Below are 17,842 nucleotides of genomic sequence, written 5' to 3'. Positions count from 1 at the left end.
GGCGGCATGGGACAGGTTTCGAAACGGCGCATCTGGGGCTGGATGTTCTTTGACTGGGCGCAGCAGCCCTATGCGACGCTGGGGCTGACCTTTGTGTTTTCGCCCTATTTCGCGGCTGTGGCGGCGGATTACTATCTGGGGCTCGGCATGGCCGAAGACGCCGCCAAGGCGCAGGCGCAGGGGCTTTGGTCATCGGCTCAGACAGTGTCGGGGCTGTTCATCGCCCTGTCCGCGCCGCTGCTGGGCGCGTGGGCGGATGCGTCCGGGCGCAAGATGCCCTGGCTTGCCGGTTTTACCGCCATCGCGGTGATCTGCGCCGCCGCCCTTTGGGGTCTATTGCCCGATGGCACCGGGTTGATGCTGGCTCTGGTGGCGTTCTGGGCCGGGTTCACCGCATCGGAATGCGCGTTCAACCTCAACAACGCGACTCTGCCACAGCTGGGCACCCCGGATGAGGTGGGACGGATCTCGGGCAGCGCGTCCGCCTTTGGCTATTGGGGCGGAGTGGTCGCGCTGTTCATCATGCTGATGCTGTTCGCCGAGAACGAAAACGGCACCACCCTGATCGGGATCGCGCCGATCCTGGGGCTGGACCCCGAGGCGCGCGAGGGCACCCGTTTCGTCGGCCCGTTCATCGCCATCTGGTTCGCGCTGTTCATGGTCCCGTTTTTCCTGTGGAACCGCGACCCCGCGGGTGCGCGGCCCGTGCGCATCAAAGCGGCGCGGGTTCTCGCCGACCTGCGCGCCAGTCTGCGCGACCTTGGCGACAGGCGGTCCTACCGCAGCTTCCTGATCGCGTCGATGCTGTATCGCGATTCACTGGGCGCGCTTTATGCCTACGGCGGCATCTATGCGCGGCTCGTGCTGAACTGGGAAATCACCCAGATCGGCGTGTTCGGCATCATCGCCGCCATCGCCGCCGCCATCCTCAGCTGGGCCGGGGGCCATGCGGACCAAAGACTGGGGCCAAAGCCGGTGATCGTGGCCTGCGTCTGGCTGCTGATCGCGGTCAGCTGCGTCATCATCGGCATGTCGCGCGACCGGATCTTCGGGTTTGCGCTGCCCGCGGGGTCGACGCTGCCCGACAGCCTCTTTTACGTCTGCGGGGCCATCATCGGCGGGGCCGGCGGGGCGCTGTATTCCGCGTCACGTTCGATGATGGTGCGCCACACCGCCCCCGACCGCGCCGCCGAAGCCTTTGGCCTGTTCGCGCTGACCGGCAAGGCCACGGCGTTCCTTGCGCCGGCGCTGATCACTTTCTTCACGCTGTGGACACAATCCAACCAGTTGGGGTTCCTGCCGGTGATCTTCCTTTTCCTCGGGGGGCTGGCTCTGCTACGCTGGGTGCAACCCGACGGAGACCGAGCAGCATGATCCGCACCCTGACCGCCCTGACCGCCGCCGCCTTCCTGTGGGGCTGCGGCGATGACCGTCCCGCCCCCGCCACGACCGAGGCCGACCTGCCCCGCGTCACCGGCGTGCTGTCGACCAAAAGCGCCAAGTCGATGTTCGGCGGGCAAAGCACCGGGACGAAACAGACCCCCGCCGCGTTTGGCAGCTATTCCAGGGGCTGCGTCGCGGGGGCCGTGCAATTGCCGGAAACCGGCCCGACCTGGCAGGCGATGCGCCTGTCACGCAACCGCAACTGGGGCCATCCCGAACTGGTCGACTATCTTCAGGATCTGTCGCGCAAGGCGTCGCGCCTGCCGGGCTGGAACGGGATCTATGTGGGCGATATGAGCCAGCCGCGCGGCGGGCCCATGACCTCGGGGCATGCCAGCCACCAGATGGGTCTGGACGCGGATATATGGATGTTGCCGGCGAATGATCTGGCGCTCAGCCGCGCCACGCGCGAAAGCCTGTCGTCGATTTCCATGCGCCGCGCCTCGGGCGCCTATGTCAACAACGGCTGGACCGGCGCCCATCACGAACTGCTCCGGGCTGCCGCAAGCGATCCACGCGTTGCGCGCATCTTTGTCTTTCCCGGCGCCAAGGTGCAGATGTGCAACGATGAAAAGGGCGATCGCGCCTGGCTGAACAAGATCCGCCCCTGGTACGGGCACCATTACCATTTCCATGTGCGGCTGTCCTGTCCGCCGGGGGCGACCGGCTGCGTGAACCAGGCCCCGCCACCGCCGGGGGACGGCTGCGCCGACGCGCGGGCCTGGGTCGACAACATCCTCAACCCGCCGCCCCCCGACCCCGACGCGCCCGCGCCGAAACCCAAACGCGACCTTGTGATGGGGGACCTTCCGGCCCAATGCGCATCCGTTCTCGCGGCGCAGTAGCCGCCGCGCTGGCCGGAGGGATCGCCATGGCCGCCGTCGCAAGCGGGGGCGAGGCCACCTATGTCGGCAGCTACACCTGGACAAACGGATCAGACCGGTTTGGCGGTCTGTCCGGGCTGGAGATTTCAGCCGACGGCAGCCACCTGACGGCGGTTGGCGACAGGTCGATCCTTGTCACCGCCGAAATCACCCGCAGCAACGGTCGCATCGTGTCGGTCGCCGGCACCGCGATCAGCACGCTGGAATCCCCCTATGGCTATCAGGGCGCGGGCGACAGCGAGGGGCTGGCGGTCCTTGACGGTCAGAACCATGTGTCGTTCGAAGGCCCCTCGCGGGTCTGGATCCACGACGGGCAGGGCGCCTTTGTCGGGGAACGCAGCCGCAGCCCCGACTTTCGCACCCTGCAGCACAACAGCGGGCTTGAGGCGCTGGCGGTCGACGGCAAGGGCCGCATGCTGACGCTGCCGGAACGGTCCGGTGAACTGACCCGCCCCTTTCCCGTCTGGCGGCAAGAGGGCGATCGCTGGACGCAACCCTATGAAATCCCCCGGCGCGGCGGGTTCCTGGCGGTTGGGGCCGATGTCGGGCCGGACGGGCGGTTCTATCTGCTGGAGCGGGAATTCACCGGCTTTGCCTTTCGCTCGCGCGTGCGTCGTTTCGATATGACCGAAGACGCACTGACCGGCGAGACCGAGCTGCTGAGATCCTCGGTCTTTCAGCACGACAACCTCGAAGGGCTGGCGGTCTGGCGCGACGACAAGGGCGAAATCCGCCTGACCATGATCTCGGACGACAATTTCAACGCGCTGCAAAAAACCCAGCTGGTCGAATACCGCGTGCCGGAAACGCTTGATTTTCAGGACAAGAGGCCGTAACAAGCCGCGTTCGGGCATGTGTCCCGGCACAAGTTCCCCGCCACCTTGTCAAAACGGGTCACTCATGACACGCAAACATCTTCCCGGCATTCTAGCCATGGCCGCCATCGTGCTGGCCTCGAATATCCTTGTGCAGTTCCTGTTCGGCCAATGGCTGACATGGGGCGCCTTTACCTATCCGCTGGCCTTTCTCGTCACCGATGTGATGAACCGCCTGTACGGCGCGCGCGCCGCCCGCAAGGTGGTGCTGGCGGGCTTTGTCGTCGGCGTCATCTGCTCGCTGATCGGCACGCAGATCATGCTGGAGGGCGACGGCTACACCTACCCCGCCGTCACGCTGCGCATCGCGCTTGGCTCGGGCCTTGCGTTCCTGACCGCGCAGATGATGGACGTGGCGATATTCGACCGGCTGCGCGGCGGCGCCTGGTGGCGTGCGCCGCTGACATCCACGTTGGTGGGGTCCGCGCTGGACACGGCGATTTTCTTTACCATCGCGTTTTCCGGCGCGCTGACGTTCGTGGACCCCGGCAACGATGTGTCCTGGGCGCAGGAAGCCCTGCCTTTGCTGGGGGTTGGCCCGGTCGTGCCGCTTTGGGTATCGTTGGGCACGGCGGATTGGCTGGTCAAGCTGGCGCTTGCGGTGATCGCGCTGATCCCCTTCCGGGTGATCGTTTCGAAGGCAATGTCACGAAACGCTTACGCATGATCTGCTAAAAACGCTTTGCGGATAGGCTTATCCGTGCCAACCTGATCTTGCGTTTTTCAACAGCTGAAAGGAGGTGATCCAGTGTCTAGAGTCACATTGGAGAGAGGTGTCGGAACAGCCCGGAGGATGATCTGCTAGGGCAACCCCTCGCAGAGACTCTTCTCAGGGTTGGCATTGCCTAACCGGCCCGCCTCCTTGACGTCTCGAATGGGTCACCCCACAGGCAGGGTGGCCCATTTCAGTTGAAGCTTTCCACCGCGAAAGCCCAGGGCCGCTTCGGGAAACCGTGGCGGCCCCTGTCATTTATGCTACATACCCCGACATGCTGCGCATCAACGACCGCATATCCATCGAGGATTGGGAAATCACCGAACAGTTCATCCGGGCCTCGGGGCCGGGCGGGCAAAACGTGAACAAGGTGTCCTCGGCGGTGGAATTGCGGTTCGAGGCCGAACGGTCCCCGAACCTGCCCCAGCCGGTCAAGACCCGCCTGCGCAAGCTGGCCGGGCGGCGCTGGACCAAGGAAGGCGCGCTGGTGCTTCAGGTCGATGAAACCCGCAGTCAGGTGCGCAATCGCGAAATCGCGCGTGAGCGGCTGGCCGATCTGATCCAGCGCGCCTGCGAAAAGCCCAAGCGGCGTATCCCCACCCGGCCCACGCTTGGATCGAAACGCCGCCGGCTGGAATCCAAAAAGCAGCGCGGCGAGGTCAAGAACCTGCGCGGCAAGATCGACCCCGCGCCCTGAACCGCGCCGTCAGGCGTGCTGGCCGCCGTTCACGTCGATCACCGCGCCGTTGACATAGCTTGCCTGCGCCGAACACAGGAACAGCACGACCCGCGCGACCTCGTCGGGCTTGCCAAGACGGCGCAGGGGAATAAGCCGGGTCATGGTCTTGGTGCCCGGCGACAGGATCTCGGTCTCGATCTCGCCGGGGGTCACCATGTTCACGCGCACGCCGCGCGGGCCCAGTTCGGCGGCGGCCTCGCGGGTCAGCGCCTCAAGCGCCGCTTTCGAACAGGCGTAGGCCACACCGGCAAAGGGGTGCACGCGCCGTCCGGCGATCGACCCGACATTGACGACAGCCCCCTGCGCCCCCGACAGTTCCGGCAGCAGATCGCGCATCAGCGCCGCCGGCCCCATCAGGTTGACGTTCATCACCGCCTGCCAGACCTCGTCAGAGCTTTCGGCGATACCCAGCCGCCCGCCGCCCTCGCCCTTGGGCGAAATGCCGGCGTTGTTGACGATGGCATGCAGTCCGCCGCCGCCCAGCGTTTCACGCACCCGCGCGACCATCTCGTCGCGCGCCGCCGGATCGGCCAGATCGCCCTGGATATGATCGGTGCCCCCTGCGTGCCAGGGGCAGCGCGAATCGAATGCGGTGCGCGAAACGGTGAGCACCCGCCACCCCGCCGCCTGAAACACCTTTACGGTCGCATGGCCGATGCCCCGGCTTGCGCCTGTCAGCAGCAGCGTCTTGTGGTCCGTCATCGCGGCCTCCTGTGTGTCGGCTCAGGTGTGGACCGGGCGCGTGCGCACGGCAAGCCCGCCGACGGGGCGCGACACCAAGAGGGGCGTGAACATCCCGGTGTGGCGCGTGTTATTCCAGCCTGGCGTCCACGGTCACGGTCCGGTCCTTCAGCCCAACACCGGACAGCCCCAGCCTGAACGCCTCGCGCACCAGCCATGCGGCGCGGTGGGCGGCATCTGCCGATGACAGGCCGCGGGGGCGAATGTTGGAAATGCAGTTGCGATCCGCATCGGTGCGGCCCCGCTTTGGCCCGAATGTCAGGTAGAGCCCAAGACTGTCCGCCGCCGAAAGGCCGGGGCGTTCCCCGATCAGCACGACGACCATCCGGGCGTTCAGAATCGCACCGATCTCGTCCCCGATGGCGACCCGCGCCTGCGTTGCCGCAACCAGCGGCGCAACGCTGAACCCGTCGAGCAGCGGCAAAAAGGCCGACAGGAACCCCGGCGCCTGATCCTGGGTCGCCAGCGACGACAGCCCATCGGCCAGCACGATGGCCAGATCGGCGCCCTTGCGCTGCGTTTCCAGCATCTGCGCCGAAGTGTCATCCAGTCGCCGCCCCCGGTCGGGACGTTGCAAATAGGCGGCACGATCCGGCGCGCGTGAGGTGAGGCGGACCAGCGGGCCGACCGCCTGTTCCAGCGCATCCAGATCCAGCGCCGAATGCACCGCGGTGCGGGCCTGCGCATGCGCGACCTGGAATTCCAGATTGCGCGCGGTGCCGAGCGACACGCCCGTGCGGCCCAGCGCGATCCGCGCCGAGGTGTGGCGGCGCAGCCTGGCCCAGGGGTCCTCGAACCGCTGGTCGGGAAGGGGTGTCACATCGCCCATTCAACCGGCCTCCAGCAGGGACAGGCGTTGTGCCAGCAGCGCGGGCGGCGCGCCTGCGGGGGTAAAGCCGCCGTCCTTGGCCATCAGGCCGACACGATCCAGCCAGTCCTCGAATTCCGGCGCGGGACGCAGTCCCAGCACGCGACGGGCGTAAAGCGCGTCGTGAAAAGATGTGGTCTGATAGTTCAGCATCACATCATCCGATCCCGGAATCCCCATGATGAAATTGATGCCCGCCGCCCCCAGCAGCGTCAGCAGCATGTCCATGTCGTTCTGATCGGCCTCGGCGTGGTTGGTGTAGCAGATGTCACAGCCCATCGGCACGCCCAGCAGCTTGCCGCAGAAATGATCCTCCAGCCCGGCGCGGATGATCTGCCTGCCGTCATACAGGTATTCCGGCCCGATGAACCCCACCACGGTGTTCACCAGCAGCGGGCGGTAGCGGCGGGCGACGGCGTAGGCGCGCGATTCAAGCGTTTGCTGATCGACGCCGTGATGCGCATCGGCTGACAGGCACGACCCCTGCCCCGTTTCGAAATACATCACGTTGTCGCCGACGCTGCCGCGTTTCAGCGACAGCGTCGCCTCGTGCGCCTCGGCCAGCAGCGCCAGCGAGATGCCAAAGCTTTCGTTTGCCGCCTGGGTGCCCGCGATGGATTGAAAGGTCAGGTCGACCGGCGCGCCCTCTGTGATGGCGGCCATGGTGTTGGTGACATGGCTCAGCACGCAGCTTTGCGTCGGGATGGCGTGCTCCTGGATGATGTCGTCCAGGAGATGCAGCAGTTGGACGGTCGCGTGCAGATTGTCGGACGCCGGGTTGATGCCGATCACCGCATCGCCGGAGCCATACATCAGCCCGTCCACGATCGACGCCGCGATGCCGCGCGGATCGTCGGTGGGGTGGTTCGGCTGCAAGCGCGTCGACAGGCGCCCCGGCAGACCGACCGTCCCCCGAAACGCCGTCACCACATGGCATTTCTTTGAAATCAGGATCAAATCCTGCACCCGGCAGATTTTCGACACCGCCGCAACCATCTCGGGCGTCAGCCCGGGCGCGAGCGCCGCGAGCGCCTTGCCGTCGGCCTGGTCCGACAGCAGCCAGTCGCGCATATCGCCCACCGTGAAATGCGATACCGGCGCAAAGGCCACCGCGTCATGCCCATCAATGATAAGCCGCGTGACCTCGTCGGATTCGTAGGGAACCACGGTTTCGGTCAGAAACGCCCGAAGCGGCAAATCCGCCAGCGCCACCTGCGCCGCCGCCCGTTCGACATCGGTTTCGGCGGCGACCCCCGCAAGCTGGTCGCCCGAGCGCAGCGGCGTGGCCCGCGCCATCAGCGTTTTCAGGTCCGCAAAACGGAAACTTTCTCCCCCGATGCTGGTGCCGTACATACAGGCTCTCCTTGTCGTGCTTGCCGAACAGTTAGACCTTCGCCTGTCCTCAGGTCCACGCATCGCGGCCCCCGCGCGGCACGCGCGCGGGGCCAGCGCCCGCTTTTCGGGCAGACGCAGCCGCGCCTAGCCGACGATCAGTTGCTTGAGCTGCAACGCCTCGTATTCCAGCGCGGTCAGGCGATAGCGCACCACGTCGCGCACGGAAATCAGGCCGATCACGGCGCCGTTTTCCATCACCGGCATATGGCGAAACCGCCCATCGGTCATGCGGCGCAGAACGCTGACCAGCAAATCGTCCAGCGTGCAGGTTTCGACGTTGCGGGTCATCAGCTCTGCCACTGTCTGCGGCAGGGTCTGGCCCGGCGTGTCCGCGAGGCGGCGCACGATGTCGCGTTCAGACAGGATGCCGACAAGACTGGATTGCGCGTCCAGCACCATGACAGCCCCGATATCATTGTCCCGCAACAGCCTGACAACGGTACCGATGGTCTCGTCCGCAGAGGTCGAGAACACCGCGCGCCCCTTCTGGTCGATCAGGTGGCGCACGGTCAGGTCGGCGGCCCTGAGGTTGGTTTCCAGCGACTGGCTGACGGTATGTTCGGGATCGTCGTCCCTGGTGTGGGGTTGGTAGGATGCAGGCATGATAGCTCTCCCTTGCTCCTCCGGAGGGGTAGTGCGATCAGGGTACGGTCAAACGGACCCGTCCGGGAAGGAAATTCGACAATGCCAGACATGATGCCCGGCTTCGCGCTGACACCCGTCAGCGCCACGGCGCTGTTTACCGCCGCCTGCGTCGCCGGGGTTCAATACCGCCGCACCTGGAAAGCCGACGGTCCGCTGTGGCAGTTGTGGGTCTATGGGCTGATCGCCGCCGGGGGGCTTCTGGCGCTGGCGTTCCTGCCGCTTCGGCCCTGAAACGCGAAACGCGGGGCCTAGGCCCCGCGCTCCATCTCATCCAGCATCTTCTTGGCCCTCGGACAATTGCCCAACCGTTCCTTGAGCGGAGAATCCGGGTCGATCTCGCGGCTGCAAACCACGCAGTGATCCGCGTCCGAGATGGCGTTCAGCCCGCCGCAACTGCCCTTGATCGTCCGTCCGTTCAGAATGACGCCCAGCGCCATGCCCAGCATCACCATCATCAAAAGCCCAAAGGCCAGCACAAACGTCGACATCACGCGTTCTCCGTCAGGATCAGGCCTGAAGCGATGTGAACCGATCCGAGGCCGTGGTCACAACGTCGCCCGCCGCGTCGCCGCGTTCAAGGAACAGCACGGCCATGTCACGATCATTTGCGATTTCCAGCCCACGGTCGCGGCCCAGAACCAGCAGCGCGGTCGCCCAGGCGTCAGCCAGCATCGCGCTGTCGGTCATCACGGTGACCGAGGTGGTGTTATGCGTCACCGGCCGCCCCGTGGTCGCATCCAGGATATGCGAATAGCGCACACCATCCTGTTCAAAGAAATTGCGGTAATCGCCCGAGGTCGCCATGCCCATGCCCGACAGGCTGACCACCTGCATCACGCCGCGATCATGGGCGTCGGGGGTTTCGATGCCGATCTGCCAGGGCTGGCCATCGGGGTTGCGTCCGGCGGTGTACAGATCGCCGCCCACCTCGACCATGTAATCGGTCAGGCCGAAATCCGCGAGCGTCTGCGCCACGCGGTCGATGCCATGGCCCTTGCCGATGGCCGATACATAAATCTCGGTCTCGGGGCGCAGCTTGCGCAGGGCAGCGCCCTGAACCTCCAGCGACCGGCCCTGACCGCAGCACGCCAGCGCATCGGCGATTTCGGCATCGCCGGGCGCATCACGCCGCGTGCTGCCAGCGCCAAAGCCCCACAGATCCAGCAGCGGCCCGACGGTCACGTCGAACCTGCCATCCGATCCATCATGCACATCCTGCGCGGCCTTCAGCACGCGCGCCAGTTCCGGCGACACGGTGAAGGCGTCGGTGGACCGATGCGCGTTGAAGCGCGACAGTTCCGAGCCGGCATCCCAGTTCGACATCTGCGCGATGACATCCGAAAAACTGGCATCCACGGCGGCGGACAATTCGGCCCGGTCGATATTCCTCGTGTGATCGACGGCGACGATGCTATACCCTGTGCCCATGGTCAGCCCGGACAGTTCCAGCACGTTCCAGCCCTTTTTGCAGGCGGCAAGCGCAAGCGGCATGACAAGGAAACTGCGGCGGGAAAAGGTGAATTGCTCGGGCACGTTTATGGTCTCCACGAAGGGGTTGTGTCGCATTCGCTGGCGTGTTGCCCGGCTTCTGAGCCGTTTTACCGCCGGATTCAACATTAAACTAGGTTTTGCCTCGACTGGCCCCTTCAAAAACGGCGTATTGCGGCGCATAAGACCGCAAAAATGGACAGGACGAGAGTGACGTGCAGCGATTTACGTTAAGAAAAGGGCTCGACCTTCCGGTGCTCGGAGCGCCTGAAGGCGGGATCGAGGATGCCCCCGCAATTCGCACGGTCGCCATCCTCGGGGCGGATTACATCGGATTGAAACCCCGACTCGAGGTTGAAGAGGGCGACATGGTGCGCGCGGGATCGCCGATCTTTGCGCACAAGGACACGCCCGAGGTGAAAGTCACCTCTCCCGTCGCGGGGCGCATCAAGGCGATCAACCGCGGGCTGCGTCGCGTGCTGACCAGCGTTGAGATCGAACTCGACACGGCGGCGGGCGAACCCGTGGATTTTTCCAACACCGGCGACATCCACACCGCCGACGGCGTGGTCGAACGGCTGTGCGCCGCCGGGCTGTGGACATCGTTCCGCACCCGCCCTTATTCCAAGGTGCCCGCCCGCGACACGCGGCCTGCTGCGATCTATGTTACCGCGATGGACAGCGAACCGCTCAGCGGTGATGCCGCCGCGATCATCGCCGAGGACAGCCACGCCTTTACCCACGGGCTGACCGCGATCACCAGGCTGACCGAGGGCCACACCTATCTGTGCATGGACGCCGACAGCGACGTACCCGGCGCGGGCATTCCGGGCATTTATGTCGCGGGCTTTTCGGGGCCGCATCCGTCGGGCCTTGCGGGCACGCACATGCATTTCCTGGAACCGCCCACCGCCACCCGGACGGTGTGGACCATCGGCTATCACGACGTCATCGCCATCGGGAAACTGGTGGACAGCGGCACGCTGGAGATGACCAAAACGATCGCCATCTCGGGGCCGATGTGCAAGCGCCCGCGCCTGGTGCGCACCGTCGCCGGCGCGTCGATCCAGGAACTGTGCCATGACGATCTGGAGACCAGACTGCCGGTGCGGATGATTTCGGGTTCGATCCTGTCGGGGCGCATGGGGGTCGGTGAAACCGCGTATCTTGGCCGCTATCACCGCCAGATCACGCTTATCAAGGAAGACACCGAGCAGAACGTGCTGGGCTGGATTCTTCCGATGAAAGACAAATACGCCTATCAGCCGGTGCTGGGGTCCGCCTTTACCAGGAAGCTGCACGCGCTGACAACGAACATGAACGGCGGGCGCCGCGCCATGGTGCCATTGGGCACCTTCGAAGAGCTGATGCCGCAGGATTACCTGCCCACCCAGTTGCTGCGCGCGCTGCTGGTCATGGACACCGACACCGCGCAGGCGCTTGGCGCGCTGGAGCTGGACGAGGAAGACCTCGCGCTCTGCGGCTTTGCCTGCCCCGCCAAATACGAATACGGCCTCGCCCTGCGCGACAGCCTCATCAAGATCGAGAAGGAGGGGTAAACCTTGGGCCTGCGTCAAGTCTTCGACAGGATCGAGCCGCACTTCCACAAGGGCGGCAAACTCCAGAAATACTACTCGATCTACGAGATGGTCGAGAGCCTCGTCTACACCCCGAAAACCGTGACGACCGTGGCGCCGCACGCGCGCAGCTACATCGATATGAAACGGATCATGACCTATGTGGTCATCGCGACGATCCCCTGCATCCTGTTCGGGCTGTACAACACCGGGCTTCAGACCAACCTCGCGATCGCCGATCACGGCGCGTCGGGTTGGCGGGCCGCGATCATCGACGGGCTTGGCATCGGGTTCAACCCGGCCAATCCGCTGGCCAACATGCTGCACGGGCTGCTGTACTGGCTGCCGATCTACATCGTGACGCTGGCCGTCGGCGGTATCTTCGAGGTGATCTTTGCTGTCGTGCGCGGCCATGAGGTGAACGAGGGCTTCCTTGTGTCATCCATGCTGTTCACCCTGATCCTTCCCGCATCAACGCCGCTGTGGCAGGTCGCGCTGGGGATCACGTTCGGCGTGGTCATCGGCAAGGAAGTGTTTGGTGGAACCGGCAAGAACTTTCTGAACCCTGCGCTGGTGGGCCGGGCCTTCCTGTATTTCGCCTATCCCGCGCAGATGTCGGGCGACAGCGTCTGGGTGCCGGTCGATGGCTACACCGGCGCGACCGCGCTGGCGGTAGGCGCGTCCGAAGGCATGGCGGCCCTGCCCCAGCACGGCATCACCTGGATGGACGCCTTCATCGGCACGATCCAGGGCTGCATCGGCGAAACCTCGACCATCGCCGCGCTGATCGGATTGGCGTTCCTGCTGATCACCAAGATCGCCAACTGGCGGCTGGTGGCGGGCTGCCTGCTGGGCATGATCGGTTTTGCGTCGCTGCTGAACGTGATCGGATCGGACAGCAACCCGATGTTCGCGATGCCGTGGTACTGGCACCTTGTGGTCGGCGGCTATGCCTTTGGCCTGGTGTTCATGGTGACCGAACCCGTGTCGGCCAGCCACACCAACACCGGCCGCTGGATCTATGGCGCGCTGATCGGCTTCATGGTCGTCATGATCCGCGTCATCAACCCGGCGTTCCCCGAAGGCATGATGCTTGCCATCCTCTTCGGCAACGTCTTTGCGCCGCTGATCGACTACTTCGTCGTGCAGGCCAACATCAAACGGAGGGCCAAGCGCAATGCCTGAGACCCCTGAAACCCCTTCGGAAAACAAGGGCATGATCCGCCGCTTTCTGGACACCCCGCCGGACAACACCGCCAAGACGGTCACCGTCGCCGTGGCGCTGTGCCTTGTGGCATCCATGGTGGTGTCCGCCGCCGCCGTCACGCTGCGCCCTGTGCAGGACGCCAACCGCCTGCGCGACAAGCAGATCAACGTGCTGGAGGTTGCGGGCGTCTACGACCCCAACGTGCCCGTCGCCGAAGCCTTTGCCGCCTTCGAACCGCATGTGGTCGACCTTGATACCGGCGCATTCGCCGATCAGTACGACATCGAAACCTTCGATGAACTGGCCACCTCCAAGGACCCCGCCATCGTGCGCGCGCTGGATGAAGACCCCGCCGGCCTTGGCGGCACACAGCAGTATTTCCAGATGATCTATATCCTGCGCGACGACGCGGGCGACATCGACAAGGTGGTGCTGCCGGTCGAGGGTTACGGCCTGTGGTCGACGCTGTATGGCTTCATCGCGCTGGAAGAGAACGGCAACGACATCTACGGGCTGCAATTCTACCAGCAGGGCGAAACCCCCGGTCTTGGCGCCGAGGTCGACAACCCCCGCTGGAAGGCGCTGTGGAACGGCAAGAAGCTGCGCGACGAAGACGATGTGCTGCAAATCACCGTGGCCAAGACCCCCCCCGCGGCGGGCCGTGAATATTACGTCGACGCGCTGGCGGGGGCGACCCTGACATCCAACGGCGTCGACAACCTTGTCCGCTTCTGGATGGGCCAGCAAGGCTTTGGCCCCTTCCTTGAACGGCTGAAGGCAGGAGAGATCTGAGATGGTGCAAACCCGCAAATCGCAACTCGTCGACCCGCTGATCGACAACAACCCGATCACCTTGCAGGTGCTGGGCATCTGCTCGGCCCTCGCGGTGACCTCGTCGCTGAACGTCGCCTTCGTCATGGCGCTGGCCGTGACGCTGGTGACGGGGTTCAGCTCGATGTTCATCTCGATGCTGCGCAACCAGATCCCCGGCTCGATCCGGATCATCGTGCAGATGGTCATCATCGCCAGCCTGGTGATCGTTGTGGATCAGCTGCTCAAGGCCTACGCCTATGAAATCTCGAAAACGCTGTCGGTGTTTGTCGGCCTGATCATCACCAACTGCATCGTCATGGGCCGCGCCGAAGCCTTCGCGATGAAGAACCCGCCGGTGGACAGCTTCATCGACGGCATCGGCAACGGGCTGGGCTACGGCCTGATCCTGATGACGGTCGGCGTGGTCCGTGAACTGTTCGGGTCCGGATCGCTGTTCGGCATCACCATCCTGCCGACGGTGAACAACGGCGGCTGGTATGTGCCCAACGGGCTGCTGCTGCTGCCGCCCTCGGCCTTCTTCGTGATCGGTCTGCTGATCTGGGCGCTGCGCACCTGGAAGCCGAAACAGCAGGAAGACCGTGAATACAGGATTCAGTCGGTGGAGGCACACTGATGGAAGGTCTCATTTCCCTGGCCGTGAAGGCGGTCTTTGTCGAAAACCTGGCGCTGTCGTTCTTTCTTGGCATGTGCACGTTCATCGCCGTGTCGAAAAAGATCTCGACCGCGATGGGCCTCGGGGCCTCGGTGATGGTCGTGCAGACGATCACCGTGCCCGCCAACAACCTGATCCTGAACTATCTGCTGGCCCCCGGTGCGCTGGCCTGGGCGGGCTTTCCGGACGTGGACCTGACCTTCCTCGGGCTGATCTCCTATATCGGGGTGATCGCCGCGCTGGTGCAGATCCTCGAAATGGTGCTCGATAAGTATTTTCCACCGCTTTACAATGCGCTTGGGGTGTTCCTGCCGCTGATCACGGTGAACTGTGCCATCCTTGGCGGGTCGCTGTTCATGGTTGAACGCGCCTATGATTTCCCCGAGGCGCTGACCTATGGCGTGTCGTCCGGCTTTGGCTGGGCGCTGGCGATCACCGCCATGGCCGGCGTGCGCGAAAAGCTGAAATACTCCGACATTCCCGATGGGTTGCAGGGGCTCGGCATCACCTTCATCACCGCTGGACTGATGGCCATGGCCTTCATGTCGTTCAGCGGCGTCAAACTCTGAAGGAGACCGGAACGTGATCACCTTCTCCCTTGGCGTCTTCCTGTTCACCCTGATCGTGCTTGCGCTGGTGGCCGTCATCATCGCGGCGCGGTCGAAACTGGTGTCCAGCGGCAACGTCAACATCACCATCAACGACGAGAAAACCATCTCGGTCCCGGCGGGCGGCAAGCTGTTGCAGACGCTGGCCGAACAGAAGCTGTTCGTGCCCTCCGCCTGCGGCGGCGGCGGCACCTGCGCGCAGTGCCGGGTGCGCATCTTCGAAGGCGGCGGGTCGATTCTGCCGACCGAGGAAACCCACATCACCAAGCGCGAAGCCGCCTGCGGCGACCGCCTGTCCTGTCAGGTCGCGGTCAAGCAGGACATGAAGATCGAGGTCCCCGAAGAGGTCTTCGGCGTCAAGAAGTGGGAATGCACCGTGCGTTCCAACGACAACGTCGCAACCTTCATCAAGAACCTCGTGCTGGAACTGCCCGAAGGCGAAGACGTGAACTTCCGCGCCGGGGGCTACATCCAGATCGAAGCCCCCGCGCACAAGCTGTCCTACAAGGACTTCGACATCGCCGAGGAATACCGCCCCGATTGGGACAAGTTCAATCTGTGGCAGTATGAATCGGTGGTCGAAGAGCCGCTGGAGCGCGCCTATTCCATGGCCAACTACCCCGACGAAAAGGGGCTGATCATGCTGAACGTCCGCGTGGCCTCGCCGCCGCCGGGTTCGCAAGGTATCCCGCCGGGAAAGATGTCGTCGTATATCTTCAACCTCAAGCCCGGCGACAAGGTCACGATTTCCGGCCCGTTCGGCGAATTTTTCGCCCGCGATACCAACAAGGAAATGGTGTTTATCGGCGGCGGCGCGGGCATGGCGCCGATGCGCAGCCATATCTTCGACCAGCTCAAGCGCCTGCAAAACCGCGACCGCAAGATCACCTTCTGGTACGGCGCACGGTCCAAGCGCGAGATGTTCTTTGTCGAAGATTTCGACCAGTTGGCAGCGGAATTTCCGAACTTTGAATGGCACGTCGCGCTTTCGGATGCGCTGCCCGAGGATAACTGGACCGGCTACACCGGCTTTATCCACAACGTGCTGTATGAAGAATACCTCAAGGACCACCCGGCGCCCGAGGATTGCGAATTCTACATGTGCGGCCCGCCGATCATGAACCAGTCGGTGATCAACATGTTGCTCGACCTCGGTGTGGATCGCGAAGACATCATGCTGGACGATTTCGGCGGCTGAGGCCAACGACTTGCCAGACATAGGAAAGGGGAGGCGCGCGCCTCCCCTTTTTTCATGCTCCGTTCACAGCGGTTCGATGTTGAGCGTGATGCCCGGCTCGGGCCGCACGGTCATGTGCATGACCGGTTCGGGCGCCGGCCCGCCGGGACTGAAGCGGAATCGCGCCAACAGCGTGGCAAGGATGATCTGGGCCTGCATCATCGCGAAATTCGCACCCACGCAAATGCGCGGCCCGGCCCCGAACGGCAGATGCAGATAGCGATCCCGCTGCGCCTTCGCTTCCGGCGCAAACCGGTCGGGGTTGAACGTATCGGGGCCGTCCCAGTAATTCGCGTGGCGCTGCATCGACCAGATGTTGACGAAAACGGTGTCGCCCGCATGAATGTCGCGGTCATAGATCCGGTCCTCGTCCAGCACATTGCGGGCGAGAAAGGCGACTGGCGGATAAAGCCGCATCGCCTCGTCCAGAACCTGCGCGCCATAGGGCATCGCGCCCAGATCGTCCGCCCGCGCCGGGCGGGAGCCCAGCACGCCCTGCGCCTCGGCGCGGGCACGATCCTGCGCAGCGGAATCGTTCGCCAACAGGTACAGCGCCCAGCTTAGCGCAAGCGCCGTGGTCTCATGGCCAGCCACGATAAAGAACTGCATGTTGTGCAAAAGCTCTTGCGGCGACATGGTGCGCCCGGTCTCGGGATCTTTGGCTTTCAACATGTGATCCAACAGGTCATCCTGCGCGCCAGCACCGGATTTGCGGCGTTCGTCGATCGCTGCGGCAACCATGCTGTGCATCGTCCTGACAGCGTTGCGGCCGAATAACTCGCCGGGGCGCGGCACCCAGGGTGGCACTTCCAGGAAATCGAGCAACGACGCCCGGCCCACCGTCAAAAAATAGCGCGTGATCGCCGCGCCATACACTTCGGCGTCGAAATGCTCGCGCCCCGACAGGGCGACATCGCAGATCACATCGAAGGTGGCCGACAGCATCTCGCTCACCAGTTCGGCCTGACCGCCCGAAGCGGCAAGCCGGTCAGCCGCGCGGGCCGCCGTCGCCGTCATCACCGGGGCCAGCGCATCGACGTTCCGCGCGGCAAAGACCGGCGCGATGGCACGACGCTGCCAGCGCCAGGCGGCGCCTTCGGACGTGAACAGGCTGTTGCCCACCGCCGGGCGCAACATCCGGATCATCACCTCGGATTTGGGATAGTTGCCGACGTTGGTCTGAAAAATGTGCTTCATCCCCTCGGGACCTTGGACCATGTGCCAACGTGCGGGCCCGGTCCGGCCCGTGACGATGGGCTGGGTGTAGGCAATCGCCGGGATGATCCCCAGAACATTGCGCCGCGCCTCGCGCAAGCTTGGCAGAATACCCAGAGGTTTTCCGGGTGGGGTCACCGTGGGGGGGACAAAGGCAGGCATGATGCAGAGATCTCCTTTTCGCACCGGCTGCCGGGGACCTTTCGACCCATGACCAGCGGATTGCGACGGGCGTGTGATTCTTACCTATGGCGCGGGGCCTGCAAATCCAGTGGTTTTGCGCATTGGTGATCGCGTCTGCGCCATGTGCGCCGCCCGGATTGTGTCGCCTTCCCACGCCCGGAACGTCGATGCACTGGCCCCGGCGGCGGTTCCGGCGGCACCCAGAGCATTGAAGCGGGTCATGAGTGCGATGGGGATGTGGATTTCGCCGGTTTGGCGGTCGCGGTCCGTTGCGGCGATGCGCTCGGCAAAGGCCGCGACGCCGCGCAGTTTCGCCGCGATCCGGGCGTTGGGGGCGGGATCCTGAGCCGGGCTTGCAGACGGCCCGATCGTTTTCGGCCCTGCTCCAAGCGGTCGGGTTCTGCTCTTTATGGCCGACCGTTCCTGCGGACAGGAACAATCGGGACGACGCCACGGTCAAGGATGGCGAGGGCGCAACGGCGCGCGTCATGCGCCCCACCCCAGGGTCCCGCTGCCGGTCTCTTCGTTGTTCGGGA

Annotated in this window: 19 protein-coding genes and 1 pseudogene; 12 read left to right on the top strand and 8 right to left on the bottom strand. The window is 64.5% G+C overall.

Annotation, left to right across the window (positions count from 1 at the left end; translation table 11 throughout):
- The first annotated feature begins 6 nt into the window (after window positions 1-6).
- The 5 genes from ATI53_RS14795 to arfB all read left to right on the top strand — a co-directional run bounded on the left by ATI53_RS14795 (window position 7) and on the right by arfB (window position 4,614).
- On the top strand, window positions 7-1,374 hold the full coding sequence (locus ATI53_RS14795) for an MFS transporter (RefSeq protein WP_009505978.1): 1,368 nt from the start codon (window positions 7-9) through the stop codon (window positions 1,372-1,374).
- Entirely contained in the window at window positions 1,371-2,288 is a 918-nt protein-coding gene (mepA, locus tag ATI53_RS14790) for a penicillin-insensitive murein endopeptidase (RefSeq protein ID WP_009505977.1), read from the top strand. Before ATI53_RS14795 ends, mepA begins: the two co-directional genes overlap by 4 nt.
- A 26-nt stretch (window positions 2,289-2,314) precedes the next feature.
- Window positions 2,315-3,163 (top strand): esterase-like activity of phytase family protein, encoded by an 849-nt coding sequence (locus ATI53_RS14785; protein WP_009505976.1) that lies wholly within the window; start codon window positions 2,315-2,317, stop codon window positions 3,161-3,163.
- A gap of 64 nt (window positions 3,164-3,227) precedes the next feature.
- The gene (locus ATI53_RS14780; protein ID WP_111550724.1) at window positions 3,228-3,869 is read left to right on the top strand and encodes a queuosine precursor transporter; all 642 of its coding nucleotides are present in this window, start codon (window positions 3,228-3,230) and stop codon (window positions 3,867-3,869) included.
- Between the two features lie 322 nt (window positions 3,870-4,191).
- Window positions 4,192-4,614 carry an alternative ribosome rescue aminoacyl-tRNA hydrolase ArfB gene (gene arfB, locus ATI53_RS14775; RefSeq protein ID WP_009505974.1) on the top strand — a complete coding sequence of 141 codons (423 nt, stop codon included), beginning with the start codon at window positions 4,192-4,194 and terminating at the stop codon, window positions 4,612-4,614.
- Window positions 4,615-4,623: 9 nt separating this feature from the next.
- Here the strand turns inward: arfB and ATI53_RS14770 are convergent, their stop codons facing one another.
- The 4 genes from ATI53_RS14770 to ATI53_RS14755 all read right to left on the bottom strand — a co-directional run bounded on the left by ATI53_RS14770 (window position 4,624) and on the right by ATI53_RS14755 (window position 8,263).
- Window positions 4,624-5,358: an SDR family NAD(P)-dependent oxidoreductase gene (locus ATI53_RS14770; protein ID WP_009505973.1), complete on the bottom strand. Its 735-nt coding sequence runs from the start codon at window positions 5,356-5,358 to the stop codon at window positions 4,624-4,626.
- Window positions 5,359-5,467: 109 nt separating this feature from the next.
- Window positions 5,468-6,226 (bottom strand): ethanolamine ammonia-lyase subunit EutC, encoded by a 759-nt coding sequence (gene eutC, locus ATI53_RS14765; RefSeq protein ID WP_111550723.1) that lies wholly within the window; start codon window positions 6,224-6,226, stop codon window positions 5,468-5,470.
- Complete coding sequence (locus tag ATI53_RS14760; protein ID WP_111550722.1) at window positions 6,227-7,618, bottom strand: ethanolamine ammonia-lyase subunit EutB; 1,392 nt, start codon at window positions 7,616-7,618, stop codon at window positions 6,227-6,229.
- Window positions 7,619-7,744: 126 nt separating this feature from the next.
- A complete protein-coding gene (locus tag ATI53_RS14755) occupies window positions 7,745-8,263 on the bottom strand; it encodes a CBS domain-containing protein (RefSeq protein ID WP_009505970.1) in 519 nt (172 codons plus the stop codon).
- Window positions 8,264-8,344: 81 nt separating this feature from the next.
- Between ATI53_RS14755 and ATI53_RS14750 the strand changes: the two genes are divergently transcribed.
- Window positions 8,345-8,536 (top strand): hypothetical protein, encoded by a 192-nt coding sequence (locus ATI53_RS14750; RefSeq protein WP_009505969.1) that lies wholly within the window; start codon window positions 8,345-8,347, stop codon window positions 8,534-8,536.
- 17 nt (window positions 8,537-8,553) lie between these two features.
- Here the strand turns inward: ATI53_RS14750 and nqrM are convergent, their stop codons facing one another.
- Window positions 8,554-8,793, bottom strand: coding sequence for a (Na+)-NQR maturation NqrM (gene nqrM, locus ATI53_RS14745; RefSeq protein WP_009505968.1), 240 nt, complete (start codon window positions 8,791-8,793; stop codon window positions 8,554-8,556).
- Window positions 8,794-8,812: 19 nt separating this feature from the next.
- Entirely contained in the window at window positions 8,813-9,796 is a 984-nt protein-coding gene (locus ATI53_RS14740) for an FAD:protein FMN transferase (protein ID WP_111550735.1), read from the bottom strand.
- Between the two features lie 212 nt (window positions 9,797-10,008).
- Between ATI53_RS14740 and ATI53_RS14735 the strand changes: the two genes are divergently transcribed.
- From ATI53_RS14735 to nqrF, 6 genes are read left to right on the top strand one after another with little or no spacing between them, the layout of a single operon-like run.
- The gene (locus ATI53_RS14735) at window positions 10,009-11,352 is read left to right on the top strand and encodes a Na(+)-translocating NADH-quinone reductase subunit A (RefSeq protein ID WP_034453167.1); all 1,344 of its coding nucleotides are present in this window, start codon (window positions 10,009-10,011) and stop codon (window positions 11,350-11,352) included.
- Window positions 11,353-11,355: 3 nt separating this feature from the next.
- Window positions 11,356-12,555, top strand: coding sequence for an NADH:ubiquinone reductase (Na(+)-transporting) subunit B (locus tag ATI53_RS14730; protein ID WP_009505965.1), 1,200 nt, complete (start codon window positions 11,356-11,358; stop codon window positions 12,553-12,555).
- Entirely contained in the window at window positions 12,548-13,369 is an 822-nt protein-coding gene (locus tag ATI53_RS14725) for a Na(+)-translocating NADH-quinone reductase subunit C (RefSeq protein ID WP_111550721.1), read from the top strand. The genes ATI53_RS14730 and ATI53_RS14725 overlap by 8 nt, the downstream gene beginning before the upstream one ends.
- A gap of 1 nt (window position 13,370) precedes the next feature.
- Window positions 13,371-14,024, top strand: a complete 654-nt coding sequence (locus tag ATI53_RS14720) for an NADH:ubiquinone reductase (Na(+)-transporting) subunit D (protein ID WP_111550720.1) — start codon at window positions 13,371-13,373, stop codon at window positions 14,022-14,024.
- Window positions 14,024-14,632, top strand: a complete 609-nt coding sequence (gene nqrE, locus ATI53_RS14715; protein ID WP_009505962.1) for an NADH:ubiquinone reductase (Na(+)-transporting) subunit E — start codon at window positions 14,024-14,026, stop codon at window positions 14,630-14,632. Before ATI53_RS14720 ends, nqrE begins: the two co-directional genes overlap by 1 nt.
- A 13-nt stretch (window positions 14,633-14,645) precedes the next feature.
- A complete protein-coding gene (gene nqrF / locus ATI53_RS14710; protein WP_111550719.1) occupies window positions 14,646-15,869 on the top strand; it encodes an NADH:ubiquinone reductase (Na(+)-transporting) subunit F in 1,224 nt (407 codons plus the stop codon).
- A gap of 63 nt (window positions 15,870-15,932) precedes the next feature.
- Here the strand turns inward: nqrF and ATI53_RS14705 are convergent, their stop codons facing one another.
- A complete protein-coding gene (locus ATI53_RS14705; RefSeq protein ID WP_111550718.1) occupies window positions 15,933-17,285 on the bottom strand; it encodes a cytochrome P450 in 1,353 nt (450 codons plus the stop codon).
- A gap of 213 nt (window positions 17,286-17,498) precedes the next feature.
- A pseudogene (locus tag ATI53_RS24425) lies at window positions 17,499-17,597 on the bottom strand (IS5/IS1182 family transposase); the annotation flags it as partial.
- Between the last annotated feature and the right edge of the window lie 245 nt (window positions 17,598-17,842).

Origin of the sequence: Salipiger aestuarii (assembly GCF_003259905.1) — a bacterium.
In the GTDB taxonomy this organism is placed as follows: Bacteria; Pseudomonadota; Alphaproteobacteria; order Rhodobacterales; family Rhodobacteraceae; genus Salipiger; species Salipiger aestuarii.
Note: the sequence above shows the minus strand (reverse complement) of the source record. Positions and strands in the feature narration are given on the sequence as shown.

Bases quoted from the DNA above. Each gene is read 5' to 3' on its own strand.
- ATI53_RS14795 (WP_009505978.1), top strand. From the start codon at position 7: ATGGGACAGGTTTCGAAACGGCGCATCTGGGGCTGGATGTTCTTTGAC.
- mepA (WP_009505977.1), top strand. From the start codon at position 1,371: ATGATCCGCACCCTGACCGCCCTGACCGCCGCCGCCTTCCTGTGGGGC.
- ATI53_RS14785 (WP_009505976.1), top strand. From the start codon at position 2,315: ATGGCCGCCGTCGCAAGCGGGGGCGAGGCCACCTATGTCGGCAGCTAC.
- ATI53_RS14780 (WP_111550724.1), top strand. From the start codon at position 3,228: ATGACACGCAAACATCTTCCCGGCATTCTAGCCATGGCCGCCATCGTG.
- arfB (WP_009505974.1), top strand. From the start codon at position 4,192: ATGCTGCGCATCAACGACCGCATATCCATCGAGGATTGGGAAATCACC.
- ATI53_RS14770 (WP_009505973.1), bottom strand. From the start codon at position 5,358: ATGACGGACCACAAGACGCTGCTGCTGACAGGCGCAAGCCGGGGCATC.
- eutC (WP_111550723.1), bottom strand. From the start codon at position 6,226: ATGGGCGATGTGACACCCCTTCCCGACCAGCGGTTCGAGGACCCCTGG.
- ATI53_RS14760 (WP_111550722.1), bottom strand. From the start codon at position 7,618: ATGTACGGCACCAGCATCGGGGGAGAAAGTTTCCGTTTTGCGGACCTG.
- ATI53_RS14755 (WP_009505970.1), bottom strand. From the start codon at position 8,263: ATGCCTGCATCCTACCAACCCCACACCAGGGACGACGATCCCGAACAT.
- ATI53_RS14750 (WP_009505969.1), top strand. From the start codon at position 8,345: ATGCCAGACATGATGCCCGGCTTCGCGCTGACACCCGTCAGCGCCACG.
- nqrM (WP_009505968.1), bottom strand. From the start codon at position 8,793: ATGTCGACGTTTGTGCTGGCCTTTGGGCTTTTGATGATGGTGATGCTG.
- ATI53_RS14740 (WP_111550735.1), bottom strand. From the start codon at position 9,796: ATGCCGCTTGCGCTTGCCGCCTGCAAAAAGGGCTGGAACGTGCTGGAA.
- ATI53_RS14725 (WP_111550721.1), top strand. From the start codon at position 12,548: ATGCCTGAGACCCCTGAAACCCCTTCGGAAAACAAGGGCATGATCCGC.
- ATI53_RS14720 (WP_111550720.1), top strand. From the start codon at position 13,371: ATGGTGCAAACCCGCAAATCGCAACTCGTCGACCCGCTGATCGACAAC.
- nqrE (WP_009505962.1), top strand. From the start codon at position 14,024: ATGGAAGGTCTCATTTCCCTGGCCGTGAAGGCGGTCTTTGTCGAAAAC.
- ATI53_RS14705 (WP_111550718.1), bottom strand. From the start codon at position 17,285: ATGCCTGCCTTTGTCCCCCCCACGGTGACCCCACCCGGAAAACCTCTG.